The 26,628-nt window shown below is 73.1% G+C and carries 23 protein-coding genes; 11 read left to right on the forward strand and 12 right to left on the reverse strand.

The annotated features are described in order from the left end of the window. Positions 1-6: 6 nt before the first annotated feature. Entirely contained in the window at positions 7-813 is an 807-nt protein-coding gene (locus V6V47_RS08515; RefSeq protein WP_334627528.1) for a glycosyltransferase, read from the reverse strand. An 89-nt stretch (positions 814-902) separates the two neighbouring features. Continuing rightward, positions 903-2,363, reverse strand: coding sequence for a hypothetical protein (locus V6V47_RS08520; RefSeq protein WP_334627529.1), 1,461 nt, complete (start codon positions 2,361-2,363; stop codon positions 903-905). A 447-nt stretch (positions 2,364-2,810) separates the two neighbouring features. On the opposite strand from V6V47_RS08520, the gene V6V47_RS08525 reads away from it, so the two are divergent. After that, a complete protein-coding gene (locus V6V47_RS08525) occupies positions 2,811-3,632 on the forward strand; it encodes a glycosyltransferase family 2 protein (protein WP_334627530.1) in 822 nt (273 codons plus the stop codon). A gap of 30 nt (positions 3,633-3,662) precedes the next feature. Here the strand turns inward: V6V47_RS08525 and V6V47_RS08530 are convergent, their stop codons facing one another. Continuing rightward, entirely contained in the window at positions 3,663-5,663 is a 2,001-nt protein-coding gene (locus V6V47_RS08530; RefSeq protein ID WP_334627531.1) for a trypsin-like peptidase domain-containing protein, read from the reverse strand. Positions 5,664-5,791: 128 nt separating this feature from the next. On the opposite strand from V6V47_RS08530, the gene V6V47_RS08535 reads away from it, so the two are divergent. Genes V6V47_RS08535 through hutH form a run of 6 tightly spaced genes read left to right on the forward strand, consistent with a single transcriptional unit; the run spans position 5,792 to position 13,594 of the window. Further along, the gene (locus tag V6V47_RS08535) at positions 5,792-6,643 is read left to right on the forward strand and encodes a MurR/RpiR family transcriptional regulator (RefSeq protein ID WP_334627532.1); all 852 of its coding nucleotides are present in this window, start codon (positions 5,792-5,794) and stop codon (positions 6,641-6,643) included. 16 nt (positions 6,644-6,659) lie between these two features. Beyond that, positions 6,660-8,315: a urocanate hydratase gene (gene hutU / locus V6V47_RS08540; protein ID WP_334627533.1), complete on the forward strand. Its 1,656-nt coding sequence runs from the start codon at positions 6,660-6,662 to the stop codon at positions 8,313-8,315. Next, entirely contained in the window at positions 8,312-9,514 is a 1,203-nt protein-coding gene (locus V6V47_RS08545) for an allantoate amidohydrolase (protein WP_334627534.1), read from the forward strand. Before hutU ends, V6V47_RS08545 begins: the two co-directional genes overlap by 4 nt. After that, entirely contained in the window at positions 9,511-10,872 is a 1,362-nt protein-coding gene (locus V6V47_RS08550) for a formimidoylglutamate deiminase (RefSeq protein WP_334627535.1), read from the forward strand. Before V6V47_RS08545 ends, V6V47_RS08550 begins: the two co-directional genes overlap by 4 nt. Further along, positions 10,869-12,059, forward strand: coding sequence for an imidazolonepropionase (gene hutI / locus V6V47_RS08555; protein WP_334627536.1), 1,191 nt, complete (start codon positions 10,869-10,871; stop codon positions 12,057-12,059). The genes V6V47_RS08550 and hutI overlap by 4 nt, the downstream gene beginning before the upstream one ends. Beyond that, positions 12,056-13,594 (forward strand): histidine ammonia-lyase, encoded by a 1,539-nt coding sequence (hutH, locus tag V6V47_RS08560; RefSeq protein ID WP_334627537.1) that lies wholly within the window; start codon positions 12,056-12,058, stop codon positions 13,592-13,594. Before hutI ends, hutH begins: the two co-directional genes overlap by 4 nt. Positions 13,595-13,625: 31 nt before the next feature. On the opposite strand, the gene rdgB is transcribed toward hutH, so the two are convergent. The 9 genes from rdgB to V6V47_RS08605 all read right to left on the reverse strand — a co-directional run bounded on the left by rdgB (position 13,626) and on the right by V6V47_RS08605 (position 20,462). After that, entirely contained in the window at positions 13,626-14,243 is a 618-nt protein-coding gene (gene rdgB, locus V6V47_RS08565; RefSeq protein WP_334627538.1) for an RdgB/HAM1 family non-canonical purine NTP pyrophosphatase, read from the reverse strand. After that, complete coding sequence (gene rph, locus V6V47_RS08570) at positions 14,240-14,965, reverse strand: ribonuclease PH (RefSeq protein WP_334627539.1); 726 nt, start codon at positions 14,963-14,965, stop codon at positions 14,240-14,242. The genes rdgB and rph overlap by 4 nt, the downstream gene beginning before the upstream one ends. A 68-nt stretch (positions 14,966-15,033) precedes the next feature. After that, a complete protein-coding gene (locus V6V47_RS08575) occupies positions 15,034-15,777 on the reverse strand; it encodes an MBL fold metallo-hydrolase (RefSeq protein ID WP_334627540.1) in 744 nt (247 codons plus the stop codon). 224 nt (positions 15,778-16,001) lie between these two features. Beyond that, positions 16,002-16,967 carry a PLP-dependent cysteine synthase family protein gene (locus V6V47_RS08580; RefSeq protein WP_334627541.1) on the reverse strand — a complete coding sequence of 322 codons (966 nt, stop codon included), beginning with the start codon at positions 16,965-16,967 and terminating at the stop codon, positions 16,002-16,004. An 11-nt stretch (positions 16,968-16,978) separates the two neighbouring features. Next, a complete protein-coding gene (locus V6V47_RS08585) occupies positions 16,979-17,368 on the reverse strand; it encodes a MoaD/ThiS family protein (protein ID WP_334627542.1) in 390 nt (129 codons plus the stop codon). Between the two features lie 65 nt (positions 17,369-17,433). Then, entirely contained in the window at positions 17,434-17,922 is a 489-nt protein-coding gene (locus V6V47_RS08590; RefSeq protein WP_334627543.1) for a M67 family metallopeptidase, read from the reverse strand. A gap of 53 nt (positions 17,923-17,975) precedes the next feature. After that, positions 17,976-18,470: a DUF2017 domain-containing protein gene (locus V6V47_RS08595; RefSeq protein ID WP_334627712.1), complete on the reverse strand. Its 495-nt coding sequence runs from the start codon at positions 18,468-18,470 to the stop codon at positions 17,976-17,978. Positions 18,471-18,472: 2 nt separating this feature from the next. Further along, positions 18,473-18,763 (reverse strand): ATP-dependent Clp protease adapter ClpS, encoded by a 291-nt coding sequence (clpS, locus tag V6V47_RS08600; RefSeq protein ID WP_334627544.1) that lies wholly within the window; start codon positions 18,761-18,763, stop codon positions 18,473-18,475. Positions 18,764-18,911: 148 nt separating this feature from the next. Next, positions 18,912-20,462, reverse strand: coding sequence for a hypothetical protein (locus V6V47_RS08605; protein ID WP_334627545.1), 1,551 nt, complete (start codon positions 20,460-20,462; stop codon positions 18,912-18,914). Positions 20,463-20,662: 200 nt separating this feature from the next. Between V6V47_RS08605 and V6V47_RS08610 the strand changes: the two genes are divergently transcribed. Genes V6V47_RS08610 through V6V47_RS08625 form a run of 4 tightly spaced genes read left to right on the forward strand, consistent with a single transcriptional unit; the run spans position 20,663 to position 26,554 of the window. Beyond that, complete coding sequence (locus tag V6V47_RS08610; RefSeq protein ID WP_334627546.1) at positions 20,663-23,341, forward strand: LuxR C-terminal-related transcriptional regulator; 2,679 nt, start codon at positions 20,663-20,665, stop codon at positions 23,339-23,341. A 16-nt stretch (positions 23,342-23,357) separates the two neighbouring features. Beyond that, complete coding sequence (locus V6V47_RS08615; RefSeq protein ID WP_334627547.1) at positions 23,358-24,644, forward strand: nicotinate phosphoribosyltransferase; 1,287 nt, start codon at positions 23,358-23,360, stop codon at positions 24,642-24,644. Between the two features lie 37 nt (positions 24,645-24,681). Continuing rightward, entirely contained in the window at positions 24,682-25,263 is a 582-nt protein-coding gene (locus V6V47_RS08620; RefSeq protein ID WP_334627548.1) for an isochorismatase family protein, read from the forward strand. 40 nt (positions 25,264-25,303) lie between these two features. Further along, the gene (locus V6V47_RS08625; protein ID WP_334627549.1) at positions 25,304-26,554 is read left to right on the forward strand and encodes an MFS transporter; all 1,251 of its coding nucleotides are present in this window, start codon (positions 25,304-25,306) and stop codon (positions 26,552-26,554) included. Positions 26,555-26,628 lie beyond the last annotated feature (74 nt).

Raw genomic sequence — 26,628 nt, forward strand, 5'->3', positions numbered from 1 at the left:
TCGAGGTCAACGGATGCGGGTGACAAACCACTTGCCCGTCTCGCTCAGCGTTCGGAGCGCCTTGATGCCGAGACCCACCCCAGGCACCCGGGACGGCTGGTACATGTCGATCAGCCGGAACCAGAAGACCAACCCGCCGAGCCGGCCCCGGGTGACGTTGCCGTCGTGGCGTTGGAATCGCACGATCGGGTGGTCGAGGTGGCAGGGGTGCACACCGGACCGGAGTGCGCGCAGCATCAACTCGACGTCCTCGAAGAGCCGGAAGCTCTCGTCGTACACGCCGATGGTGTCCAGAACGTGCCGGTCGATGGTGGTGCCGGAGTGCTTGAACGGCAGGCGAGGGCGGGTCAGCACGCCGAGCAGCATCCGGTCGGCCGAGGCGTACTCGGGCAGCCGAATGGGACGGGTGGCGCCCCGGGTGATCTCGATGTAGTCGGCGTAGACCCAGCTCCGCCCGGTGGTGGTGAGCAGTTCGTGCAGTCGGGCCAGCGCGTCGGGGGTGAGTTCGTCGTCCGAGTCGAGCACGGTGACGTACCGGCCGACGGCTGCGCGCAGGCCCCGGTTGCGGGCCTCGGCGATGCCGGTGGGCGGCTGGCTCAACACCCTGACCCGGCGGTCCGCGGTGAGTCGCGCCTCCTCGATCACCCGGCCGACCGGGACCTGCGAGCCGTCGTCGACGATGACGAGCTCGAAATCCCGGAACGTGTTGTCCAGGACGCTGCGCACCGCGTTGACGAGCAGTGTCGCCCGGTCACGCACCACGATGCAGACCGAGAAGGTCGGCCGGACCAGTGGCGTGGTGACCGCGTCCACCGCGGGCCGCTCTATGGGCTCGACGGCCCCACCCTGCCGTGGCGGGTTGGGGTGTGCCCCTCGGACCGGAGCCGGGACGGAGGGGTTCATCACGTCGTACCGCCCGCCACCACCGACTCGTTGTCGGCGGGCCGCTCGGCGGCCGGCTCGGGCTGGTCACCCTCACCTGTCTCGACGTCCACGGCGAGCACCGCCAGCACGCCGAGGAAGAAGAGCCAGAGGAAGTACGGGTACGCCAGGGGCTTCTGGGTGAGCCCGAAGATGACGAGCGTCGCGAAGAGCACCAGCAGTGGCAGTCGACCGGACCGGCCGGTCTGCGCGCGGACGAGACGGTACAGCCCGACGAGGATCGCGGCGGTCAGGACGACGCCGACGACCCCCCAGATCACCATGACCCGGATCAGGTCGTTGTGCATGTCCCAGGGCTCGTAGCCGAAGCCGAACAGCCAGACGTCCAGCGACGAGCGGCCCAGGATCTCCGCGACGTCGTTCCAGATCGCGCCCCGGCCGTGCATGAAGGTGTCGGAGCGGACGTCGAGCGACCCCACCTCGGTGAAGGCCACCCGCACGCGTTCCCAGATGGCTCCGCCCCAGAGGCCACCGGCGACGGCGGCAACCACGACCACGGCGCCGCTCACCAGCAGCGCCGCCCGACGGTTCACCCGCGTGCCGGCCCGCCGGGAAGCGATGAGGTCACGGACCCGCCGCGCCTCGAAAGCCGCCACGATGATGACCAGGCAGATGAGCGTGAAGCGGTGCAGTGAGACGGCGCCGGTGGCGACGAACAGGCCGATCAGCGCGTACCGGACGGCGGCGGGCACTCGGAGCCGGTCCTTCAGGACGTAGACCAGGAACACCGAGAAGATGAGCAGTCGACCGAGCGACATGGGGTGGTAGTAGCCCCCGGAGGGGCGGCCGATCTTCTGCCAGTTGGCCAGCTCGAAGTAGAACGAGTACGGAATGACGCCGGCGACCTGGAGCCAGGCCAGCACACAGTGGACGATGGCGCCGAGCAGCACCACCCCGGTCACCAGGACGAGCCGGCGGGTGGAGATGAAGCCCCGGCGTACCAGCATCAGCCCGAGGAGCGCGATCGGAGCGAAGCCGACGATCAGCCGTAGCGCCTCGGCGGGAATGGCCCGGGTGGGTTCGAGGTGTGTGCCGTAGATCGGGTAACGCCGCACGTCGAAGAGGTCCAGCAGGTCGGCACGGGCGCCGATGAGCAGGTAACTGACCGCCGACATGACCAGCAGCAGCGCCAACCCACCCGCCATGAGCAGCAGCGGCCGGGGCGGCAGCCGACGGGCGCCGAGAGCGACCAGCCCGTACGCCGCGATCATCAACGCGGCCCCGATGGCGGTGAGCACCACGCCCAGGTCGACCCCACCACCGGCGTCCTTCTCGCCGATGTCGAGCAGTGGTTTCACCGCGACGAGCGCCAGGGCGGCGGTCACCAGGTGACTGGCGATCCGCTCGTGGCGGGGCGTCAGCACGTCCCCGTGCCCCGCCTCCGGCCGTGGTCCGCGGGCCGGAGTGGTCAAGATTCCCATCGCGGGCGTGTCTCCTCATCAGTGTCCGCCGCAGGCGGCGGCCGACATCGCGGGCACGCCGCCGCGCCGGCCGACGCCGTCCCGACCATCGTTCTCTGGCCGGCGATGACCGCCGATGGGCGGAGACTGAGCGGAATGTCGGAAATGGACATCCACTTTGCTCAATCGCCACCCGGCCTCAGAATCACGAGGACGATACCAAGGCAGGGCTGTTCTCCGGGGTCCGGCCATCGGGCAGAAGCACCCGTCGGGGCCTGATGCCGACCACCTTGGGTGGACATATCCGGTTGATTTGGTCGGCCCGTATCGGACCCACCTTGCGACGGCGGCGCACTCTCCGGCAAGCTGGACCGCCGTGTGCCCCCGATGCGACGTGGCACTTCGTCCGGCACGGCACCGCCGATCCGACCTGGACCAGCCTCGACTGTGGAACGGTGCGACATTTCGATGATTTCTGTGGTGATCGCCGCACACAACGAGGCCCGTGTCATCGGGGGTTGCCTCGACGCGCTACTCGCCGACGACGGCTCGGATGACCTGGACATCGTGGTGGTGGCCAACGGTTGCACCGACGACACCGCGCGGGTCGCCGCGCAGCGACCGGGCGTACGGGTCATCGAGGTGGCCGAGGCGGGCAAGGCCAACGCGCTCAACGTGGGTGACAGCGCCGCCAAGGGCTTCCCCCGGATCTACCTCGACGCCGACGTGGTGCTGACCCCGGGCGCGCTGCACCGGATGGCCGCGGCGCTGACCGAAGGCGACGCGGCACCGCTGGCGGTCATGCCCCGCCGGCACCTGGTGACCGAAGGCCGCCCGTTGGCGGTGCACGCGTACTACGCCATCAACACCCGGCTGCCGATCTTCGCGGACGCGCTCTTCGGTCGCGGTGCCATCGCCATCTCGGCGGCCGGCCACCAACGGTTCGACCGTTTTCCCGAACAGATCGCCGACGACCTCTTCCTGGATTCGCAGTTCTCGTCGGCCGAGAAGCGGGAGGTGGCCGACGCCACCTCGTACGTGCAGGCGCCGCGCCGCACCCGCGACCTGCTTCGCACCCTGGCTCGGGTCCGCGCCGGCAACACGATGCTGCGCGCGAGCCACACGGGCGTCCGGGCCTCGGTCCCCTCCTCCTGGCTGCGCGACGTGGTCCTGCCCCGACCGTGGCTCGCCCCGGCCGCCACCATCTACGTGGCGGTCACCGTCGCGGCCGCGCTCAAGGCCCGGCGGCACCCGCGCGATGCCTGGGGACGGGACGACTCGACGCGCTGAGCAGGCCCCCGCCGCGCGGTCCGGCTCCCGTCAGTAGCGGGGCCGGCGGCGGAGGAGCACCACCACGAGGACGACCAACCCGACCACCAGCGCACCCCCGAACCCCGCGAGCAACGCCATCGGAAGCCGGGACGAGCCGTCCGACTCACCGGCGAGCCGGGCCCGGTCCACGGCGTTCTGCCGGTACGCCTGCGCCAGCAGGTTGGCCGGTGAACTCGACGCGACCCGGTCGAAGCTGTCGATGGCGTCGTCGTTCCGGCCGGCGAAGAACGCGTCCAGCCCGTCCCGGTACACCCGGTCGGTGTCGGCGAGGCTGCTGCTGGCACCGGCCTCGCTGAGCAGTCCGGTGACCACCGCGACCGGCACCAGTGCGCGGTTCGCCCCGCCGCTGGCCGCCCGGTCGTTGTCCAGCACACCGACCACCCGACCGGCGGTGTCCAACGCGACGCCGCCGCTCGAATAGATGCCGACGTCGTCGTTGAGGCGGGACACGCTGACCGAGCCCTGGTTGGCGGTGCCCGCGACCTGGGCCGGCTTGCTCTCCACGGTGTAGGTCGCGGCCCGGAAGTCCGCGTCGGTGGTGCGGTAACCCATCACGAGCAGCGCGGCGCCCGGACCCGGCGCGCCACCGCTGGCCAACTCCACGGCCGGGAGGCTCGGCTGGGCCAGCTTGAGCAGCGCGAGGTTTCCGGCGTCGGGGTCGAGGACCCGCACCACCTGGCCGGGGATGGCGGGACTGGCGGTGAGGTCGCCCCGGGCGACGTTGAACTGGCCGAACACCTGACTGGTGGGCTCGGAGCCGGGTGTGGCTCCGGTGAACGCCGTGGTGCTCAGCCGAGTGCGGACGTACTCGTCCAGGCCAGGGGCGGCGAGCTTCTTCTGCTCGATGAGGATCCGGCCCAGCGTGTAGAGGGCCCGCTCACGGGCCGCGTCGACCGACGGGCGGACGCACTGACCGTTGGTGACCGCCTGCCCGTCCGGGTGCACCACGAAGCCGCTGCACCGCCGCTTGAAGGTGACCGGCGTGACGCTCAACGGGACCCCGGACTTCGCCTCCCGGAGGGTGCCCGTGAAGACCGCCTCCACGAACACCATCGACGGTGCGGCGACGGCGAGTGCACGCTCCTCGGGGCTGTACGGCGCGGCCTGGGCCCATGGCCTCATCCCGGGGTTGACCGCCTGGGCCGTCGGGAAGGCGGTCGTGCCGACCGCCGTGGGCGGGGTCTGCGGGTCGCTCGGGTCGTCGCCGCCGGTGAGTGCCCAGACGGTGGCACCGGCGCCCAGGGCGACGACCAGCGCGGCGGCGCCGACACCGACCCAGGGCCCGGTGCGCCGCTTGGGCGGCGGTGAGGGCTGGATCCGCCGGACCGGTGCGGTGAACGGATCGCGGACGTCGGACGGCCCGGGGGTGTCCGACGGGATCGTCGGGTCCGCGGCGGCGGAGGCGGCACCGGCGCCGGAGACCGGATGGGGCGCCGCGGAGACCGGCTGCACCGGGATGGGGCCGCCGTGCATCGCCCAGGGCGCGTGGGGCGGCCCGGAGACCTGCGGGGCGCCGGACACCGGCAACGGCGGTGCGGAGACCTGCGGCACACCCGAGACCGGCATCGGCGGCGCGGAGACCTGCGGCACACCGGACACCGGCATCGGCGGTGCGACCGGGTCGGTGGGACCAGGTGCCGGCGGAGTGTCCACCGTGGAGGATCCGACGACGGTGCCGGGAATCGGCTCGTAGTCCAAGCCCAGCGCCCGGAAGAGTTTCTCCGCGCCCGGGCCGGCCTCCGCCGGGTAGGCGACCCACGGTGCCGCGGCCCCGAAGTCCGCGTACGCGAACGGCTGGCCGCCCTGCGTCTGCGCCATGGCGTTCGCGGTGCCGACGAACGCCTCGCGCCAGGCGGGCGTCGCCGCGACGGTCGCGTCCAGCACGGCCACGGTGACCAGCCGACCCTGCTCGTCGATGGCCGCCCACGCCTTCCCCACCTGGCATCCGCCCAACATGTGGGTGAACCTGTACGGGCCGTCCGGCTGCATCCGCACTCCTCCGCTCAACCGCCGTGCGGATACTACAGAGGCCACGCTCAACCGGCTTCCCTCTGGTGACCGAGAGGTGTGCCACCGAACGGTTGCTCTCTGAAAGTTTTCATGCATAGAGTCGCAGCGTGAATGACGGAGGTGTCGAGGCGACGGCCGAGCAGGTGCTCGACCTGTTCGACGGGGTGCGCCTCACCCCGACCCAGCGTCGGATCGCACACTGCCTGGTCCAGCACGCGCCGGCCGTGGCCTACCTGTCCGCTGCCGAGGTGGCCGAGCTGGCCGGGGTCAGCCAGCCCTCGGTCACCCGGTTCGCCGTCGCGCTCGGCCACGACGGCTATCCCGCGCTGCGCCGCCGCCTGCGCGACCTCACCACCGCCGCGCCGGGCGGGCCCGCCGACGCCGGCAACGAGCTCCAGCAGGCGGTACGCGCCGAGATGGGCAACCTGGACCGGCTGGCCGGTCAGCTCGCCGACCGGGACCGGATCGCCGAGACCGGCCGGCTGCTCGCCGCCAGCCGCCCGCTGCCGGTGCTCGGTCTGCGGGCCGCGGCGCCGCTGGCCGCGTACTTCGCCTACTTCGCGGCGAAGGTGCACCCGGACGTGCGGGTCATCGACGACGGCGGCAGCCTGCTCACCGACCGGCTGGAGCAGGCCGCCGAGGCGGGCGCCTCGGCGGTGCTGGCCTTCGTGCTGCCCCGCTACCCCCGCGAGACCCTGGACGCGCTGCGGGCGGCGCGCACCGCCGGGCTGACCGTGGTGGCGATCACCGACTCGCCGGTCAGTCCGGCCACCGAGCACGCCGACGTGGTGCTGCCCGCCGCGGTCGGCGCCCAACTCGTCTTCGACCTGCACACCGCCCCGATGACCCTGGCCATGGTGGTGCTGCAGGCGATCTGCGACGCCGCACCGGCCGACACCCAGCGCCGGCTGGAGGCGTTCGAAGCCTCCGCGGCCCGCCGTCAGTTGTTCCTCGGATGACCGGAGGAGACCAGAGATGACCCAGCCCGTCCGTGCCGCACGAGGCAGCCAGCTCACCACCCGAGGGTGGCCGCAGGAGGCCGCCCTGCGGATGCTGATGAACAACCTCGACCCCGAGGTGGCCGAACGCCCCGACGACCTGGTGGTCTACGGCGGCACCGGCAAGGCGGCACGGGACTGGCCGTCGTACCACGCACTGGTCCGTACGCTGACCGACCTGCGCGAGGACGAGACGATGCTGGTGCAGTCGGGCCGCCCGGTCGGGGTCATGCGCACCCATGAGTGGGCGCCCCGGGTGCTGCTGGCCAACTCGAACCTGGTCGGCGACTGGGCGACCTGGCCGGAGTTCCGCCGGCTGGAGCAGCTCGGCCTGACCATGTACGGGCAGATGACCGCCGGCTCGTGGATCTACATCGGCACCCAGGGCATCCTCCAGGGCACCTACGAGACGTTCGCGGCCGTCGCGGCCAAGAGGTTCGACAGCACTCTCGCCGGCACGTTGACGCTGACCGCCGGCTGCGGCGGGATGGGTGGCGCGCAGCCGCTCGCGGTCACCATGAACGGTGGCGTCTGCCTGATCGTGGACGTGGACCGGACCCGGCTCGACCGCCGGGTGCACGACCGCTACCTGGACGAGGTCGCCGACTCCCTGGACGACGCGATCGCCCGGGTCCGCGCGGCGAAGCGGGAGCGCCGGGCGCTGAGCGTGGGCGTGGTCGGCAACGCCGCCGAGGTCTTTCCGGAGCTGCTGACCCGGGGCGTCGAGATCGACATCGTGACCGACCAGACCAGCGCGCACGACCCGCTGGCGTACCTGCCGCTCGGCGTGGAGCTGGCCGACGCCCGGGACTACGCGACGGCGAAGCCGGCCGAGTTCACCGACCGGGCCCGGGCGTCGATGGCGAAGCACGTCGAGGCGATGGTCGGCTTCCTCGACGCCGGCGCCGAGGTCTTCGACTACGGCAACTCGATCCGGGGCGAGGCGCAGCTCGGCGGCTACCAGCGCGCGTTCGACTTCCCGGGGTTCGTGCCCGCGTACATCCGGCCGTTGTTCTGCGAGGGCAGGGGCCCGTTCCGGTGGGCGGCGCTCTCCGGCGACCCGGCCGACATCGCCGCCACCGACCGGGCCATCCTGGAGCTGTTCCCGGAGAACGAGTCCCTGGCCCGCTGGATCAAACTGGCCGGCGAGCGGGTCGCCTTCCAGGGCCTGCCGGCCCGGATCTGCTGGCTCGGCCAGGGCGAGCGGGACAAGGCCGGCGTGCGGTTCAACGACATGGTCGCCTCCGGCGAACTCTCCGCCCCGGTGGTCATCGGCCGGGACCACCTGGACACCGGCAGCGTCGCCAGCCCGTACCGGGAGACCGAGGGGATGGCCGACGGTTCCGACGCGATCGCCGACTGGCCGCTGCTCAACGCGCTGGTCAACACGGCCAGCGGCGCGTCCTGGGTGTCCATCCACCACGGCGGTGGGGTGGGCATCGGCCGGTCGATCCACGCCGGTCAGGTCTGCGTGGCCGACGGCACCGCCCTCGCCGGGCAGAAGATCGAGCGGGTGCTGACCAACGACCCGGCGATGGGTGTCATCCGGCACGTCGACGCCGGCTACGACTCAGCCCGCGAGGTCGCCGAGCGCACCGGCGTGCGCGTCCCGATGACCGAGGGGCCGGCGTGACCGACGACCTGACCGCCCGGTTCCGGGCCCTGTGGGACGAGATCGCGCCGGTCGGGCGGGACGCCGGCAGCGGTGGCTACCTGCGTTACGCCCTGACCGAGCCCGAGCTGGCGCTGCGGGCTTGGTTCCGTTCGCAGGCCGAGCAGCGCGGCATGCCGGTCACCGAGGACGGCAACGGCAACCTGTACGCCCACTGGGGTGACCCGGAGTCCGGGAACGCGGTGCTGACCGGGAGCCACTTCGACTCGGTGCCGCACGGCGGGGCGTACGACGGGCCGCTCGGCATCGTCAGCGCGTTCCTCGCCGTGGACGAGCTGCGCGCCGCCGGCATCGCCCCGGACCGGCCGCTGGTGCTGGGTGCGTTCGTCGAGGAGGAGGGCGCCCGCTTCGGCGTACCGTGCCTGGGGTCGCGCCTGCTCACCGGTGCACTGTCGGTGGAGCGCGCGGCCGGGCTGCGCGACGCGGCCGGGGTGAGCTTCGCCGAGGCCCTCGGCGACCGGCCGGCGGGCGCCCGCCCGGAGCTGCTGGGCCGGTTCGGCGCCTTCGTGGAGCTGCACGTCGAGCAGGGCCGCGCGCTGGTCGACGCGGACGCGCCGGTCGCGGTGGCCAGCGCGATCTGGCCGCACGGCCGGTGGCGCTTCGACGTGGTCGGCGAGGGCAACCACGCGGGTACGACCCGGATGGCCGATCGCCGCGACCCGATGCTCACCTACGCGTTCACCGTGCTGGCGGCCAACAAGGAGGCCCGGCTGCGCGGCGCGCACGCCACGGTGGGCCGGGTGTCCGTCGAGCCGAACGCCACCAACGCCATCCCGTCGAAGGTGACCGGTTGGCTGGACGCCCGGGCCGCCGACCCGGAGACCCTGACCGGCCTGGTCGACGCGGTCCGAGGCAAGGTCACCGAGCGGGCCCGCCGCGACGGTACGGCGGTCACGCTGACCGAGGAGTCGGCGACGCCGCTGGTCGCGTTCGACGGGGGGCTGGCGGGTCGGCTGGCCACGCTGCTCGACGCGCCGGTGCTGCCGACCGGCGCGGGCCACGACGCCGGGGTGCTCGCCGCCCACCTGCCGACCGCGATGCTGTTCGTCCGTAACCCGACCGGGGTGTCGCACTCGCCGGCCGAGGCAGCCACCGACGTCGACTGCGCCGCCGGGGTACGGGCGCTGGCCCAGGTGCTCGAGGAGTTGACCCGCGCATGACCACCACCCGTTGGCTCGCGGAGTACGCCTGGCTGCCCGACCACGCCGAGCCCACGCCCGACGTGCTGATCGAGACCGACGGGGGGCGGATCACCGGCGTGACGCCGTTGACCGCCGGAAGTCGGCCGCCCGCCGGGGTCGAGGTGTTCCCCGACGCCGTGGCGCTGCCCGGGTTGACCCTGCCCGGGTTGGCCAACGCGCACTCGCACGCCTTCCACCGGGCCCTGCGCGGGCGCACCCACGGCGGCCGGGGTGACTTCTGGAGCTGGCGGGACCGGATGTACGACGTCGCGGCCCGCCTGGACCCGGACACCTACCTGGCGCTGGCCCGGGCGGTCTACGCCGAGATGGCGCTGAGCGGGGTCACCTGCGTCGGTGAGTTCCACTACCTGCACCACCGGCCCGACGGCGGCGCCTACGACGACCCGAACGCGATGAGCGCCGCGTTGGTGGAGGCCGCCGCGCATGCGGGGATCCGGCTCACCCTGCTGGACACCTGTTACCTGACCGCCGGCGTGGACGGCCAGGCCCTGGCGGGGCCGCAGCGGCGCTTCGGCGACGGTGACGCGGCCCGCTGGGCCGAGCGAGCGGCGGCGTTCCAGCCCACGGACTCCCACGCGCGGGTCGGCGCCGCCGTGCACTCGGTGCGGGCGGTCCCCGCCGACCAGCTCGGCACGGTGGCCGACTGGGCCCGGGAGCGGCAGGCGCCGCTGCACGTGCACCTGTCCGAGCAGCCCGCCGAGAACGACGAGTGCCGGGCCGTGCACGGTCGCACCCCGACCGCTCTGCTCGCCGAGCACGGCGTGCTCGGGTCGGACACCACCGCCGTCCACGCCACCCACCCGACCAGCGGCGATGTGACCCTGCTCGGGGAGAGCCGGACCGGCGTGTGCCTCTGCCCGACCACCGAACGCGACCTCGCCGACGGGATCGGCCCGGCGCGGCGGATGGCCGACGGTGGTATCCGGTTGAGTCTGGGCAGCGACAGCCACGCGGTGATCGACCTCTTCGAGGAGGCCCGGGCCGTGGAGCTGGACGAGCGGTTGCGCACCCGACGTCGTGGCCTGTTCACGCCGGTCGAGCTGCTGACCGCCGCCAGCGCCGCCGGGCACGCCGCGCTGGGCTGGGCCGACGCCGGGCGGATCGCCGTCGGCGCCCGCGCCGACCTGGTCACGGTACGGCTGGACAGCGCCCGCACCGCCGGGGTGCCGCCGGTTGGCGCGTTCTTCGCGGCCGGGGCGGCGGACGTCGACCACGTGGTGGTGGACGGCCGGGTGGTGGTCGCCGAGGGCCGGCACCTGAGCGTGGACGTCCCGGCCGAGCTGGCGGCCTCGATCGAGGCGGTGACTCCCGCATGAGCAGCCTGCTGGTGGACAACATCGGGGAGCTGGTCACCAACGGGACCGGCGAGGGCGTGCTGGGCATCCGCCGGAACGCCGCCGTGCTGGTCGAGGAGGGCCGGGTGGTCTGGGTCGGGCCGGCCGCGTACGCCCCGGCCGCCGACCGGCGGATCGACGCCGGTGGAGCCGCCGTACTGCCCGGCTTCGTGGACAGCCACGCACATCTCGTCTTCGCCGGTGACCGGGCCGCCGAGTTCGCCGCCCGGATGGCCGGCCAGCCGTACACCGGCGGCGGCATCCGGACCACGGTCGGCGCGACCCGGGCCGCCACCGACGGGGAACTGCGGGCCAACGTGCGCCGGCTGCGCGGGGAGGCGCTGCGCCAGGGCACCACGACCATGGAGATCAAGAGTGGGTACGGGCTGACCGTCGCCGACGAGGCCCGCTCGCTGCGGATCGCAGCCGAGTCCAGCACCGAGACCACGTTCCTGGGCGCGCACGTGGTGCCCGCCGAGTACGCCGACCGCCCCGACGACTACGTGGGGCTGGTCTGCGGGCCGATGCTGGCCGCCGCCAAGCCCTACGCGAAGTGGATCGACGTGTTCTGCGAGCGGGGCGCCTTCGACGTCGACCACGCCCGAGCCATCCTGGCCTGCGGTCAGGCCGCCGGGCTGGGCGTACGGGTGCACGCGAACCAGCTCGGCCCCGGCGCGGGGGTGCAGCTCGGGGTGGAGCTGGGCGCGGCGAGCGTCGACCACTGCACCCACCTGAGCGACGCCGACGTGGACGCGCTGGCCTCGACGGCGGTGGACTGGACGTCCGGCACGTCGACGACCACCGTGGCCACCCTGCTGCCCGGTGCCGAGTTCTCCACCCGCTCTCCCTACCCGGACGCCCGTCGACTGCTCGACGCCGGCGTCACCGTCGCGCTGGCGACCGACTGCAACCCCGGCTCGTCGTACACCTCGTCGATGCCCTTCTGTGTGGCCCTCGCCGTCCGCGAGATGGCCATGACCCCGGCGGAGGCGGTCTGGGCCGCGACCGTCGGCGGCGCGCGGGCGCTGCGGCGCGACGACATCGGCGTGCTCACCCCCGGTGCCCGGGCCGACCTCGTCGTCCTGGACGCACCGTCCTACCTGCACCTGGCCTACCGGCCCGGTGTTCCACTGATCCGCCAGGTCCTGCTCAACGGAGTGCCCCAATGACGACCGTGACCATCCAGCCCACCGGAATCTCCGCCGACGACGTGCTCGCGGTGGCCCGCGGCACCGCCACGGTGGTCCTCGACCCGGCCACCCGGGACGCGATGGCCACCAGCCGCGCGATCGTGGACGGCATCGAGGCCGCCGGACGGCCCGTGTACGGCGTCTCGACCGGGTTCGGGGCGCTGGCCAACACCTTCGTCGCCCCGGAGCGCCGGGCCGAGCTGCAGCACGCGCTGATCCGCTCGCACGCCGCCGGGGTGGGTGCCCCGATGCCACGCGAAGTGGTCCGGGCCATGATGCTGCTGCGGGTCCGGTCGCTCGCCCTGGGCCACTCCGGGGTCCGCCCGCTGGTCGCCGAGGCGCTGGTCGACCTGCTCAACCACGACATCACCCCGTGGGTGCCGGAGCACGGCTCGCTGGGCGCGTCCGGTGACCTGGCGCCGCTGGCGCACTGTGCGCTGGTGCTGCTCGGCGAGGGTTGGGTGCTCGGCCCGGCCGGCGAACGCCAGGACGCCGCCGACGTGCTGCACGCCGCCGGGCTCAAGCCGATCGAGCTGGCCGCCAAGGAGGGGCTGGCGCTGATCAACGGCACCGACGGCATGCTCGGCATGCTGTTGCTGGCCATCCACGACGCGGCGCACCTGTTCGCCATGGCCGACGTGACCGCCGCACTGGCCATCGAGGCGATGCTCGGCTCGGAGCGGCCGTTCCTGCCCGAGCTGCACGCGATCCGACCGCACCCCGGTCAGGCGGCGTCGGCGGCGAACATCCACCGGTTGTTGCAGGACTCCCGGGTGATGGACTCGCACCGCGACGACCTGGCGCACGCCGTGCAGGACGCGTACTCGATGCGCTGCGCACCGCAGGTGGCCGGCGCGGCCCGCGACACTCTGGACTTCGTCCGCACGGTCGCCGGCCGCGAGCTGGTGTCCGTTGTGGACAACCCGGTGGTGCTGCCGGACGGCCGGGTCGAGTCGACCGGCAACTTCCATGGCGCGCCGCTCGGTTTCGCCGCGGACTTCCTGGCCATCGCCGCCGCCGAGGTGGGTGCGATCGCCGAACGGCGGGTGGACCGGCTGCTCGACGTCACCCGGTCCCGGGAACTGCCGGCGTTCCTCTCCCCCGACGCCGGGGTGAACTCCGGGCTGATGATCGCCCAGTACACGGCGGCCGGCATCGTCGCCGAGAACCGTCGGCTGGCCGCCCCCGCCTCGGTGGACTCGCTGCCCACCAGCGGCATGCAGGAGGACCACGTCTCGATGGGCTGGGCTGCGGCCAAGAAGCTGCGGACGGTGCTGGACAACCTGACCAGCCTGCTCGCGGTGGAACTGCTGGCCGGCGTACGCGGACTGCAGCTGCGCGCCCCGCTGGTGCCGTCGCCGGCCGGCCGGGCCGCCGTCGCCGCGCTGGGCGGGGCGGCCGGCGAGCCGGGCCCGGACGTGTTCCTCGCACCGGTCATGGAGGCCGCCCGCGCGGTGCTGGCCGGCCCGGACCTGCGCGCCGCCATCGAACGGGAGGTCGGCCCGCTGGGCTGACCTCCGCCGAGTCGCTGTCGTCCGCCGCGGGTCAGGCGGCGGGCGGCAGCACCTTGGCGACCAGCTTGGCCAGCTCGCGCAGCGCCTTACCGCGGTGGCTGATGGCGTCCTTCTCGGCCGGGGTCAGCTCGGCGTTGGTCCGGTCCTGCCCGTCGCCCAGGAAGATCGGGTCGTAGCCGAACCCACCGTCGCCGCGCGGGGAGCGCAGCACCCGCCCGGACTGCCGGCCGTCGACCAGGTGCTCCTTGCCGTTGGGCAGCACCAGCGCCACCGTGCAGACGAAGGATGCGGCCCGCTGCTCGTCGGGCACGTCGGCGATCTGGTTGAGCACGAGCTGGAGGTTGGCGTGGTCGTCGCCGTGCTGGCCGGACCAGCGGGCGCTGAACACGCCCGGCATCCCGCTGAGCGCGTCCACGGCGAGACCGGAGTCGTCGGCGATGGTCGGCAGTCCGGTACGCCGGCAACCCTCCCGCGCCTTGATCAGCGCGTTCTCGCCGAAGGTCAGGCCCGTCTCCGGCAGCTCCGCGTACGCCTCGACGTCGTCCAGCCCGAGCAGGGCGATCCGGTGCGCGCCGAGAGCGCCGTCCAGGATCCGCTGCAGCTCCACGAGCTTCTTGCGGTTGCGGGTGGCGAGCAGGACCTTGTTCATGACAGAACCTTCCGCTGGGCTTCGGCCAACTCGGCGCACCCGGCCACGGCCAGGTCGAGCAGGCTGTCGAGCTGGTCGCGGGCGAACACGCCCGCCTCGCCGGTGCCCTGCACCTCGACGAAGTCGCCCGCGCCGGTGCAGACCACGTTCATGTCCACCTCGGCCGCCACGTCCTCCTCGTAGCAGAGGTCGAGTCGCGCCTCACCGGCGATGATGCCCACGCTGACCGCGGCCACCGAGCGGTGCATCACCTTGTCCGGCTTACCGGCGAGCGCCTTACGGGCGGCCAACCAGTCGACCGCGTCGTGCAGCGCCACGTACGCGCCGGTGATCGCGGCGGTGCGGGTGCCGCCGTCGGCCTGGAGCACGTCGCAGTCGAGCACCACCGAGTTCTCGCCGAGCGCCTTGAGGTCGATCGAGGCGCGCAGGCTACGGCCGATCAGCCGGGAGATCTCGTGGGTCCGGCCGCCGACCCGACCCTTGACGCTCTCCCGGTCGGAGCGGGTGTTGGTGGCCCGGGGCAGCATCGCGTACTCGGCGGTCACCCAGCCCAGCCCGGAGCCCTTGCGCCAGCGGGGCACACCCTCGGTGACGCTGGCCGTGCAGAGCACCCGGGTGCCGCCGAACTCGACGAGCACCGAGCCTTCGGGATGGGTGCTCCAGCCTCGGGTCAGGGTCACCGGTCGGAGTTGATTGGGCCCTCGCCCGTCAGGTCGCGCCATGCCTGCACCCTATGCGGTGCGGTGATCCACCTGCCCCGGGGTGCCCCGGCCGACCGTGGCGTCGTGGGTCAGACGTCGTAGCTGGCGCCGGGCCGGACCACCTCGAGCGGCCCGGTGTACGCGGTGGCGGCCGACTCGAGCGTGTGCGCCTCGCTGCCCCAGGCGGACACGAGGTGGGTGAGCAGCAGTCGGCCCACCTCAGCCTTGGTCGCCGCCTCGCCCGCCTCCCGGCCGGTCAGGTGCAGATCCGGCGGATTGTCCACGCCGTCGAGGTAGCTGGCCTCGCAGAGGAAGACGTCGGCGTTCTGGGCCAGCCGCAGCAGCGCCTCGCAGGGCGCGGTGTCCGACGAGTAGCACAGCGACCGGCCGTCGTGTTCCAGCCGCACGCCGTACGTCTCCACGGGGTGGTTGACCCGGTCGACGGTGACCGTGAACGGGCCGATCGGGAAGGTGCCCGGCTCGAGGGCGTAGAACTGGTAGACGTCCTCCACCGAGCTGTCGTCGCCGTACGCGGCGCTGAGCCGGTCCGGCGCGCCGGCGGGCGCGTAGACGGGCAAAGCCGGGTAGGGGCCGTCCGGGGCGTACCGACGGACCACCACGTACAACACGGCGTCGAACATGTGGTCGCAGTGCAGGTGGGTCAGCAGGATCGCGTCGGGGGCGTGCAGCCCCGCGTACCGCTGGAGGCTGGACAGCGACCCCGAACCGAAGTCGACCAGGAGCCGGAAGCCGTCGGCCTCGACCAGATAGGCCGAGCAGGGCGACTCGGGGCCAGGAAAACTGCCGGCGCTTCCCAGAACGGTCAGTCGCATCGAGTGGTCTCGCTGTCACTATCAGTAGCACCCGTGCCGGCGGTCGTCCCGGCCATGATCTCTACCGACGCGTACGCCACGCTGCGCAGCCTACGCTGGGGTAGCCGGCAGCAAGAATCATCCGCTGGAAGTTGTCACGAACGTGACACCCGCTCACTGGGCCCCGGACCGCGTACGGGCCGTCGACGCGCGTCGACGGCCCGTACCCGAGCAGAGCAGGCCGGTCAGGCCCAGAGCTGGCCCTCCAGGGCGTCCTCGGCGTCGGCCAGCGTGCCGCCGTACGCGCCGGTGGACAGGTATTTCCAGCCGCCGTCGGCGACCACGAAGGCGACGTCGGCGCGGCGGCCGTCGCGCACCGCCTCGTGCGCCACCGCCAGCGCGGCGTGCAGGATGGCGCCCGTGGAGAAGCCCGCGAAGATGCCCTCCACCTCGACGAGCTGCCGGGTACGCAGCACCGCGTCCCGGGTGCCGACCGAGAAGCGCCGGGAGAGCACCGAGGCGTCGTAGAGCTCCGGCACGTACCCCTCGTCGATGTTGCGCAGGCCGTAGACCACCTCGCCGTAACGCGGCTCGGCGGCCACGACCTGGATGCCCTCGACCTTCTCCCGCAGGTAACGCCCGGTGCCCATCAGGGTGCCGGTGGTGCCCAGCCCGGCCACGAAGTGCGTGATGGTGGGCAGGTCGTGCAGCAGCTCCGGCCCGGTCGTCTCGTAGTGCGCCCGGGCGTTGGCCTCGTTGCCGTACTGGTAGAGCATCACCCAGTCCGGGTGCTCGCTGGCGATCTGCTTGGCGGTGGCGACGGCCTGGTTGGAGCCGCCCGCCGCCGGCGAAAAGATGATCTCGGCGCCGTACATCCGGAGCAGTTGGACCCGCTCGGTGGAGACGTTCTCGGGCATCACGCAGACCAGCCGGTACCCCCGGAGCTTGGCCACCATGGCCAGTGCGATGCCGGTGTTGCCGCTGGTCGGCTCCAGGATGGTGTCACCCGCCCGGAGCCGGCCAGCCTCTTCCGCGGCGCGGACCATGAACAGCGCCGCCCGGTCCTTGATGCTGCCGGTCGGGTTCCGGTCCTCCAGCTTTGCCCAGAGCCGCACCGGCGGAGCACCGTCGGGCACCGTCGGGGACAGCCGGGGCAGGCCGACCAGCGGCGTGCCACCACAGGCATCGAGCAGGCTGTCGTACCGCGCCATGGCGGCCGCCCTCAGCGACCAGCGACGGCGCGCTGGCCGATCGCCGCCGCGGCGACGCCGTGCTGGCTGATCGCCGCTGCCGCCGCGCCGTGCTGGCTGATCGCCGCTGCCGCGGCGAAGCCGAACGCGCCGCCGGCGACCGCCGGCAGGATCGTCACGCTGTCGCCGTCGGTGACCTTGGCGTCCAGTGCGCCGAGGAAACGGACGTCCTCGTCGTTGACGTAGACGTTGACGAAGCGGTGCAGTGCGCCGGCCTCGGTGACCAGCCGGCCGCGCAGCCCGGCGTGCCGGGAGTCGAGGTCGGCGAGCAGGTCGGCGATGGTGTCGCCCGAGCCCTCGACGACCTTGGCGCCGCCGGTGTAGCTGCGCAGGATGGTGGGGATGCGAACCTCGATAGCCATGATGTGGTGCTCCTCGTTCGGGTGTGCCAACGGTGACGGGACGAAACGCTGCGGACGCTGACGGATCAGCGGTCGGAACACTCGTAGTCGACCGTCGCCGGGCTCTGCCCGAACATGTAGGACTGGACGGCGTGCGGGTCCACCCCGGCCGCCACGATCCGGACCGGCTCCTCGGTCACCACACCGTCGACGATCCGAAACGAGCGGATCTCCTCGGAGTCGGGCTCACGGGTGGAGACGAGCAGGTAGTGCGCGCCCGGCTCGCCAGCGAAGGAGACGTCGGTGCGCGACGGGTACGCCTCGGTCGCGGTGTGCGAGTGATAGATGATCACGGGCTCCTCGTCCCGGTCGTCCATCTCCCGCCAGACCCGCAGATGCTCCATCGAGTCGAACTCGTAGAAGGTCATCGAACGCGCGGCATTGTCCATCGGGATGTGCCGGGTGGGGGTGTCGCTGCCGACGGGACCGGCGACCACGCCGCACGCCTCGTCTGGGTGGTCCCGGCGCGCGTGGGCGACGATCGCGTCGATGATCGACCGGTCGATGCTCAGCACGTCCACCAGCCTAACGCCTGCCGGGTACGCCTCAGAAGTGGTGCCGGTCACCGCTAGTCGATCAGGGCGTTGAGCAGCGACTCCTGAAGATAGCCGAGGTACGCGTAGACCGAGAGCTGGAAGACCCTGCTGGAGGCCGGGTCCTCGGCGACCGCGTCGTCCAACTCCTCGCCGAGGTCCGTGCCGTCCTTGATCTCCAGCCGGACGCCCATCGCGAGCCGGGCGTCGTTCAACGCCCGCAGCCATGCCTCGGCCGCCTCGGCGTCCAGCCGCACCTCGCCACCGGAAGCCTCGGGCAGCGCGGCCAGGATCGCTCCCGCCTGGTCGATCTTCGCGGTCTTCAGGTCGCCCTCGGTGTAGCGACGGAATTCGGCGGAGCCCGCCGCGTCCTCCGGGTAGACCGCCGGAAAGAGCCGGCCGACCACCGGATCGGTGTGGTCGAAGCCGTCGGTGAGCAGGCCGACCACCTCGGAGGCGACCTTACGCAGCACCCGCGCCTCGTCGACGGCGAACGTGGCGACGTACCGACCGGCCTGGCGACGGAACATGCTCACGAGCGGTCCACCGTCGCCCACAGCCCGTACGCGTGCAGCTGCGACGCGTCGTGCTCCATTCGTTCCCGGGCACCGGTGGAGACCACCGCGCGACCCTTGTGGTGCACGTCCATCATGAGCTGCTCGGCCCTCTCCCGGCTGTAGCCGAAGAGCTTCTGGAAAACCCAGGTCACGTATGTCATCAGGTTGACCGGGTCGTCCCAGACGATGGTCACCCACTGCCGGTCCGACGCCGGCACCTCATCGGTGGCCGGCGTCTCGACCGGTGCAACCTGCGGAGCCGCCATGCCCCCCATCGTGCCACCGCTTTCCCGGAACCGAGGAACCGGAACGCCGGCCCGCCGAGGATCGCCAGCCTCGGCCGCCCCCGACCGGCGGCGACCGCCGTCGGACGCGCGGTGCGACACGGACCCGGACCGGGTGGCAGCGGCGCCGTCAGGCGAGCAGGATGCCGTGGTCGACTGCATCGTTGAGCACCACGCCCAGCGAGAGGCGGATCACCTCGAACCGTCGGGAGATCTCCCGCGACAGCTCCAGCTCGACCTCCCGCAGCGCCCGCTGGGACCAGGCACGGGCCGCGTTGTGGTCGCCGTTGCCCGGGGTACGCCATTGCTGCCAGCACCCGCCGGAGAGCGCCACCGCGACCGGTGGGAGCACCTCGTCGCGGGCTGCCGTCGGATAGCCGGCCAGCGCGTCGATCGCCTCCGCTCCGGTCAGCCCCGCCACCCCGGCCGTGCTGGTGATCAGCAGTACCCGGTCCAGGTCACGGCCGACCCGGTGATCGGTCAGGCCGTACTGCATGGCGATGGCGATCCGGCGGCGTACGCCCTCGACCGGTGGCGCGCCGAGCACCCGGGTCGCGGCGTCGGACACGATGCCTCGGACCGCGTGGTCGCACTGCGCGGTGGCCAGCAGCGACAGCGCGGCCATCTCCCGGTCCAGCAACTCGGGCAGGCCGGCGCTGCCGACCCCGAAGACGATCTCCTGGACCGCCCGCAGGTGGACGTTCGCCAACTCCAACGCCAGGTGCTGACGGATCCGCTGTGCGCACGAGCGGGTCTGCCGGTCGAGCTGCTCGGACCAGTCGCCCGGATCGGCGACGACGCTCACCCGACCGGTCTGGCCCGGCGGCACCGGCGGGGCCGCGCTCCCCCGCTCCAACGCCTCGCCCGCCGCCCAGTTGACCAACGCCCGACGCAGGTCGGCGGCCGAGTCGGCATCGTCGACGGGGAACCACCGCGCGCCAGCCAGCGCCGGAACCGCGGCCAACAGCGCCGCCCGGTGCGCCGCCACGGTCACCGCCACCGGGTCCACCTCCCCGGAGCCACCGCCAGCCGGCGGGACGGACGCCCCCGCGTCCTCCGTCGTCGCCGCGCTGTCGGCCAGCGGGGCCCAACCCGCCGCGCCGGGCGTGACCGCGAAGACGACCTGCACCGGGGTCGGGGCGACCTCGGCGAGCAGGTTGAGCTCCGCGGCGGTGAACGCCTGGTCGGCGGCGATCACGAAGAGCAGCGCGCCGGCCCGGCCGACCGCGTCGAGCAGCACCCGGCTCCCCGCCACGCCGAGCGCGCCGGTGTCCGGCGTGTCGATCAGGGTGAAGTGCCGCAGCAGCGGCTCGGGGACGCTCAACTCGACCCGTCGGGGTGGGCGGGCCAGCGCCGGACCGGCGGCGTCCCGGTCCGCACCGTACGAGTGCGGCTGGCGGTAGCCCGGCACGAACGCCGACCGGGTGGGCACCTTGGCGTGCCGCACCAGCAGCCAACTGCCCGCCGGCACGGTGAGCATGACCGGGTCGAGCCCGAGCAGGACGGCGAGCACCGAGCGCCGCTCGGCACCGGCCGGGCCGACGGCGACCACACCGAGCGGCTCCTCCGACCCGGGGCCGCTCACTCCGACCTCGGTGGGCAGCGGACCGCAGCGTGGCAGGTCGGCTGAGCCAGCCATGTCGTCCGACGAGTCGACGGCGGGGAGAGGACCCTGCTTCATCAGGCAGCTCCCGTGGCGGGCGACCGGACACGACCGGCCGCGAGGAGAAAATCCGGTGAAGTTACCCAGATGCCGGAAGAGTACGGGCGGTACCGGAACCTGGCGGAACACCGCGGATACTCACCGGTAATTGTGCGATTACTCAACTTCGCTGCGTGACGCTACACGCGCGGACAGATCTCGGTGGATATGCTGCCCGAATGAGTCGGTGGAAGTTCGTCGGCCGCACGGATGAGCTGAACCGCCTGCTGGCGGCGGTGACCGGCGAAGCCGGCCGGGGGCTCTTCTTCAGCGGCAGCGCGGGCATTGGCAAGAGCAGGCTACTGCGCGAGGGCGTGGCCGCGCTGCCCACCGACCGGCACGCCATCTGGTCCATCGCGGCCAGCGCCACCACCGCGGCGCTACCGTTCGGCGGGCTCGTGCAGGTCCTCCCCGCCGAACAGCCCGAGGGCCTCTCGCCCGCCGGCATCCTGCGCTGGGCGCTGGGCGTGCTGCACCAGCAGGCCGCCGGCCGGCGGATCGTGCTCGCCATCGACGACGCGCACCTGCTCGACCCGCCTTCGGCGGCGCTCGTGCACCTCGTCGCCCGCGACGAGAACGCCACGGTCATCGGCACCCTGCGCGACGGCGAGCAGATCCCGCTGCCGATTCGTGCACTCTGGACCGACGACCTCGTCGAACACGTCGAGCTGACTCCGATGCCACCGGCGGAGACCGCCGGCCTGCTGGCGGCGATCCTGGGCGGCCCGGTCGACGCCAGCTCCGCCGACCGCCTGGGCCGACTGTCCGCCGGCAACCCGCTGCTGCTGCGGGAGCTGGTGCACGCGGCCAACGGCAGCGAGGAGTTGCAGCGCACCTACGGGATCTGGAAGTGGACCGGGCGGCTGGAGCTGGCTCCCAACCTGACCGACCTGATCGACACCCGGGTCGGGCAGCTCACCGACGGCGTCCGCGCGGTCGGTGAGCTGGTGGCCTTCGGTGAGCCCCTCGGCCTGCACCTGCTCTACCAGGCGGCCGCGCAGGCCGACGTGGAGGCCGCCGAGGAACGCGGGCTGATCAGCGTCGTCCAGCACGACCGCCGCACCAACGTCCGGCTGGCCCACCCGCTCTACGGCGAGGTGCTGCGCCGCCGCTGCCCGGTCAGCCGCACCCGACGGCTCCAGGCCCACCTCGCCGAGTTGTTGGAGCGGGTCGGCAAACGCCGCCGGGACGACCTGCTGCGGGTGGCGGTGTGGCGCCTCGACTCGGGCACCGCGCAGGACGGCGCCCTGCTGCTGGACGCCGCCGTGCAGGCGTTCACCCGCTACGACGTACCGTTGGCGACCCGGCTGGCCCGGGCGGCCCTGAACGCCGACGTGGGCTCGGACGCGGCCGAGCTGCTGGCCACCATCCTGATGTTCGCCGACCGCCCCGAAGAGGCGATCGACGTGCTGGACGCGGTGACGCCCGAGTCCGGCGACGAGCGGCGGCTCTGCCGGTGGCTGACCGTGCGGGGCATGGTCAGCTACTGGGGCCTGAGTCGGGAATCCACGGTGGAGGAGATCGCCGCCCGGGTCGAGCAGCTCAGCGACTCCGCCGACCGGGCCCGCGTGCACGCCTTCGAGGCGACCATGCGGCTGCACGGGATGGACACGACCACCGCCGTACGGCTCAGCCAGCAGGTGCTCGACCGCCCGGCGGCCACCGTCGCCGCCCGCGAGTTGGCCCGCTGCACCATCGCGTACCTCCAGGCGGTGCAGGGCCAGTTGACGCTGAGCGGCACGGCGATCGCCCAGGTGCACTCCGCGGCCGCCAGCTGGCGCACCGACATGCCGTACCTGCAACTGGCCCTGGAGCTGGCCCGGGGCACCCGGCTCATGCTCACCGGCGACCTGACCGGGATCGACGCGATCGTGGCCGACGAGTTCGCCGACCTCGCCGGCGCCGGGGACTTCCGGCTCGGCACCGGCTACCTGGCGATCCTCCAGGCGTACGCGGCGCGGCTCCGCGGGCAGAGCGACGCGGCCATGCGGACCTCGCTGGGCGCCTGCGCGGTGCTCGCCACCAGCCGGGTCTACGCCGGCCTGGCGCAGGCCGAGCGGGCCCAGTGCGCGGCGCTGCGCGGAGAGGCGGCACAGGCGTCCGAGGCGATGGCCGAGGCCGACCGCACGCACGCGCCGGGCATGGCGGTGCTCTACCCGTGGCTGGAGCAGGCCCGAGGCGCCGTACTCGCCGCGTCCGGCGACCTTCCCGGCGCGATCAAGCAGCTCACCCACCTCGTGGACCGGCTCCGCGCGGACGGCTTCGCCGGGCACGAGGTGCACGTCCTGCACGACCTCGTCCGACTGGACCAGGCGGGCATGCCGGTCGGGCCCACCTGCTCCGACGGCAGCCGGCGTACGGTCGCGCAGCGCCTCGCCGAGCTGTCCGAACGGGTCGACGGGGTGCTTCCACCGCTGCTGGCCCGACACGCCCGCGCCGCGGTGACCGACTCCGCCACGGACCTGCTCGCGATCGCCGACGACTACGCCGCGCTGGAGCTGACCGTGTACGCCGCCGAGGCCACCGCCCAGGCCCTGCACCGGCTGCGCCAGCAACAGTCCACGGCGGCGGGCGCGGCCCGGGAACGCCTGGCCGGGCTGCTCGGCCGCTGCGATGAGATCCGCACGCCGGCTCTGTACGCGGGGGCGCCGGTGCTGAGCGAGCGCGAGTGGCAGGTTGCTCGGCTCGCGGCGCACGGCGCGACCAGCAAGGCCATCGCCGAGCGCCTCTACCTCTCCGCCCGTACGGTGGAGAACCATCTCCAGCGGATCTACACCAAGCTCGGTGTGACCGGCCGGGCCGAGTTGTGGGCGGCGCTGCGGTCGATCCCGGGCCACGAGGGCGGCGAGGCGAGCTGAACCTTAGGCTGGGGCGGTGAGCACCCTCCGCCCCGCGCTGCTGACCGACCACTACGAGCTGACCATGGTCAGCGCGGCCCTGAAGGACGGCACCGCCGACCGCCGCTGCGTCTTCGAGGTGTTCAGCCGCCGACTACCGGCCGGCCGCCGATACGGCGTCGTCGCCGGCACGGGCCGCCTGATCGAGCTGATCCGCGACTTCCGCTTCGACCCGACGGAGATCGACTTCCTGCGTCGGACCGGGGTCGTCGACGAGGCGGCCGCGGCCTGGCTCGCCGACTACCGCTTCACCGGCGACATCGACGGGTACGCCGAGGGCGAGCTCTTCTTCCCCGGTTCACCGATCCTCACCGTCACCGGCGGCTTCGCCGAGTGCGTGGTCCTGGAGACGCTCGCGCTCTCCGTGCTCAACCACGACAGCGCCATCGCGGCCGCGGCGGCCCGGATGGTGACCGCCGCGCGGGGCCGGGCGTTGATCGAGATGGGCTCGCGCCGGGCGCACGAGGAGTCCGCGGTGGCGGCGGCGCGGGCCGCGTACCTGGCCGGGTTCCGGTTCACCTCCAACCTCGCGGCCGGAGCGCGCTACGGCATCCCGACCGCCGGTACCGCGGCGCACGCGTTCACCCTGCTGCACGACGACGAGCGGGCGGCGTTCGCGTCGCAGGTTGCCACGCTGGGCAAGGACACCACGCTGCTGGTGGACACGTACGACATCAGCCAGGGCATCCGCAACGCGATCGCGGTTGCCGGTCCGGAGTTGCGGGCGGTCCGGATCGACTCGGGTGACCTGGCGGTGATCGCCCAGCAGTCGAGAGAGTTGCTGGACTCGCTGGGCGCCACCGAGACCAAGATCATCGTCTCCGGCGACCTCGACGAGTACTCCATCGCCGCCCTGGCCGCCGAGCCGGTGGACATGTACGGCGCGGGCACAGCCGTGGTCACCGGCTCCGGGGCACCCACCGCCGGGCTGGTCTACAAGCTCGTCGAGGTCGAGGGACGGCCGGTGGTGAAGCGCTCCGAGCACAAGGCGACCATCGGCGGCCGGAAGGTGGCGGTCCGCCGGCACAAGCCGACCGGCACCGCGACCGAGGAGGTCATCGTCCCGCAGGGCGTACCGGACCGGCAGCCCAACGACCGGATGCTCCAGCGCTCGTACGTGGTCGACGGCGAGCCGGTGGCCCTGCCCACCATCGAGGAGTCACGGGAGCACCTGCGGCAGGGCCTGATCTCCATCCCGTGGGAGGGTCTGAAGCTCTCCGCCGGGGACCCGGCGATCCCGGTGACCGTCGTACCCGCCGGATAGAACCCCCGTAGGCACCGCGCTGACGAATGGAGCGACCGTGCGCAACGCGCTGATCATCGTGGACGTGCAGAACGACTTCTGCGAGGGCGGCTCGCTGGCCGTCCAGGGCGGTGCCGACGTCGCCGCCGGCATCTCCCGGCTGCTCGTCGCCGAGCCGGAGCGGTGGGCGCACGTGGTCGCCACCAAGGATTACCACGTCGACCCGGGCGCGCACTTTGGTGATCCACCGGATTTCGTGGAGTCCTGGCCCCGGCACTGCGTGGTCGGCACCAGCGGGTCGGAGTTCCACCCCGACCTGGAGACCGGGCGGGTCGAGGCGATCTTTCACAAGGGCGAGCACGCGGCGGCGTACTCCGGGTTCGAGGGGCATGCCGCCGACGGCGAGTGCCTTGCCGACTGGCTGCGTCGGCACGACGTCGACCGGGTCGACGTGGTCGGCATCGCCACCGACCACTGCGTCCGGGCGACCGCGCTGGACGCCGCCCGGGAGGGCTTCGCCACCACCGTGCTGCTCGACCTGACCGCAGCGGTCGCCCCCGCGACGACCGACGTGGCGCTGCGGGCGATGGACGGCGCCGGGGTGACCCTGCACGGCGACCCTGTGATCAGGACCGCATGATCCGGTAATCAGGTGGTCATTGGTCCGCCGCCGGTCGAGGATGTGGCCGGAGGTACGGACCGTCGTGAACATGAAGCCTTACCGGCAAACGCTCGCCCTACCCGGCCTGCGGTCATTGCTGCTGGTCGCGGTGCTCGCCCGCATCCCGCTCACCGCGACCGGGGTGACGCTGACCTTCCACGTGGTGCTCGACCTCGATCGGGGCTACGGGGCGGCCGGCCTGGTCGGCGCGGCCAGCACGGTGGGCGCGGCGATCGGCGGCCCACTGCTCGGCCGGCTGGTCGACCGGCGGGGCCTACGCCCGGTCCTGGTGCTCACCGGGATCGTCGAGGCCGTGTTCTGGTCCACCGCGCCCTCGCTGCCGTACCCGCTGCTGCTGCCGGCCGCCTTCGTGGCCGGCTCGCTCGCCCTGCCCATCTTCTCGGTGGTCCGTCAGTCGATCGCCGCGCTGGTCCCGGAGGACGGGCGCCGACCGGCGTACGCGCTGGACTCGATGTCGGTGGAGCTGTCCTTCATGATCGGCCCGGCGCTGGCTGTGGCTCTGGTCACCGCGATCTCCGCGCAGACCACCATGTACCTCGTCGGCGCCGGCATCGTCGCCGCCGGGGTCGCCCTGTGGCTGCTCGACCCGCCGATCCGCAGCGCCACCGAGCCCGCCGGCCCGCCGCGCCGGGTGCCCCGCCGGGAATGGCTGACCCCGCGACTGCTCGCCGTGCTGGCCGTCAGCGCGGCGGCCACCCTGGTGCTCGGTGGCACCGACGTGGCGGTGGTCGCCGTGCTGCGGGCCAGCGGTGAGATCGGGTGGACCGGCGCGGTGCTGGCCATCTGGGCGGTCGCCTCGCTGGCCGGCGGTTTCGCCTACGGTGCCGTCCACCGCTCACTGTCTCCGCTGGCGCTGACCGCGGCCCTCGGTCTCTGCACCATCCCGGTCGGGCTCGGCGGCGCACACTGGTGGCTGCTCTGCCTGACGCTGATCCCGGCCGGGGCGCTGTGCGCACCGACCATCGCGGCCTCGGCCGACGCGGTCAGCCGGCTGGCCCCGGCCGAGGTCCGTGGCGAGGCCATGGGCCTGCACGGTTCCGCGGTCACCGTCGGCATCGCGGTCGGCGCGCCGCTCGCCGGCGCCGTGATCGACGCCAGCGCGCCGCTCTGGGGCTTCGTGGTGACCGGAGCGCTCGGCGCGCTGGTGACCCTGGTGGTGCTGCCGATCGAGCTGCGCCGCCGCCGAACCGCCGCAGCGGCGGCGGACCCGGCGACCACCGACGCCGACCTCACGAGCGCCACCCACTGACCCGCGTTCCCGCCACCCCGCGCTCCCCCGCCCTGCGTCTCGGCCACCCCGCGCTCCCCCCGCTCCCCCCGTCG

The sequence above is a fragment of the Micromonospora sp. CPCC 205539 genome (assembly GCF_036906815.1).
Classification (GTDB): domain Bacteria; phylum Actinomycetota; class Actinomycetes; order Mycobacteriales; family Micromonosporaceae; genus Micromonospora.

Excerpts from the sequence above, each read along its gene's own strand:
- V6V47_RS08520 (WP_334627529.1), bottom strand. The coding sequence starts at position 2,363 with ATGGGAATCTTGACCACTCCGGCCCGCGGACCACGGCCGGAGGCGGGG.
- V6V47_RS08525 (WP_334627530.1), top strand. The coding sequence starts at position 2,811 with ATGATTTCTGTGGTGATCGCCGCACACAACGAGGCCCGTGTCATCGGG.
- V6V47_RS08530 (WP_334627531.1), bottom strand. The coding sequence starts at position 5,663 with ATGCAGCCGGACGGCCCGTACAGGTTCACCCACATGTTGGGCGGATGC.
- hutU (WP_334627533.1), top strand. The coding sequence starts at position 6,660 with ATGACCCAGCCCGTCCGTGCCGCACGAGGCAGCCAGCTCACCACCCGA.
- V6V47_RS08550 (WP_334627535.1), top strand. The coding sequence starts at position 9,511 with ATGACCACCACCCGTTGGCTCGCGGAGTACGCCTGGCTGCCCGACCAC.
- hutI (WP_334627536.1), top strand. The coding sequence starts at position 10,869 with ATGAGCAGCCTGCTGGTGGACAACATCGGGGAGCTGGTCACCAACGGG.
- hutH (WP_334627537.1), top strand. The coding sequence starts at position 12,056 with ATGACGACCGTGACCATCCAGCCCACCGGAATCTCCGCCGACGACGTG.
- rdgB (WP_334627538.1), bottom strand. The coding sequence starts at position 14,243 with ATGAACAAGGTCCTGCTCGCCACCCGCAACCGCAAGAAGCTCGTGGAG.
- rph (WP_334627539.1), bottom strand. The coding sequence starts at position 14,965 with ATGGCGCGACCTGACGGGCGAGGGCCCAATCAACTCCGACCGGTGACC.
- V6V47_RS08575 (WP_334627540.1), bottom strand. The coding sequence starts at position 15,777 with ATGCGACTGACCGTTCTGGGAAGCGCCGGCAGTTTTCCTGGCCCCGAG.
- V6V47_RS08580 (WP_334627541.1), bottom strand. The coding sequence starts at position 16,967 with ATGGCGCGGTACGACAGCCTGCTCGATGCCTGTGGTGGCACGCCGCTG.
- V6V47_RS08585 (WP_334627542.1), bottom strand. The coding sequence starts at position 17,368 with ATGGCTATCGAGGTTCGCATCCCCACCATCCTGCGCAGCTACACCGGC.
- V6V47_RS08595 (WP_334627712.1), bottom strand. The coding sequence starts at position 18,470 with ATGTTCCGTCGCCAGGCCGGTCGGTACGTCGCCACGTTCGCCGTCGAC.
- clpS (WP_334627544.1), bottom strand. The coding sequence starts at position 18,763 with ATGGCGGCTCCGCAGGTTGCACCGGTCGAGACGCCGGCCACCGATGAG.
- V6V47_RS08605 (WP_334627545.1), bottom strand. The coding sequence starts at position 20,462 with ATGAAGCAGGGTCCTCTCCCCGCCGTCGACTCGTCGGACGACATGGCT.
- V6V47_RS08610 (WP_334627546.1), top strand. The coding sequence starts at position 20,663 with ATGAGTCGGTGGAAGTTCGTCGGCCGCACGGATGAGCTGAACCGCCTG.
- V6V47_RS08625 (WP_334627549.1), top strand. The coding sequence starts at position 25,304 with ATGTGGCCGGAGGTACGGACCGTCGTGAACATGAAGCCTTACCGGCAA.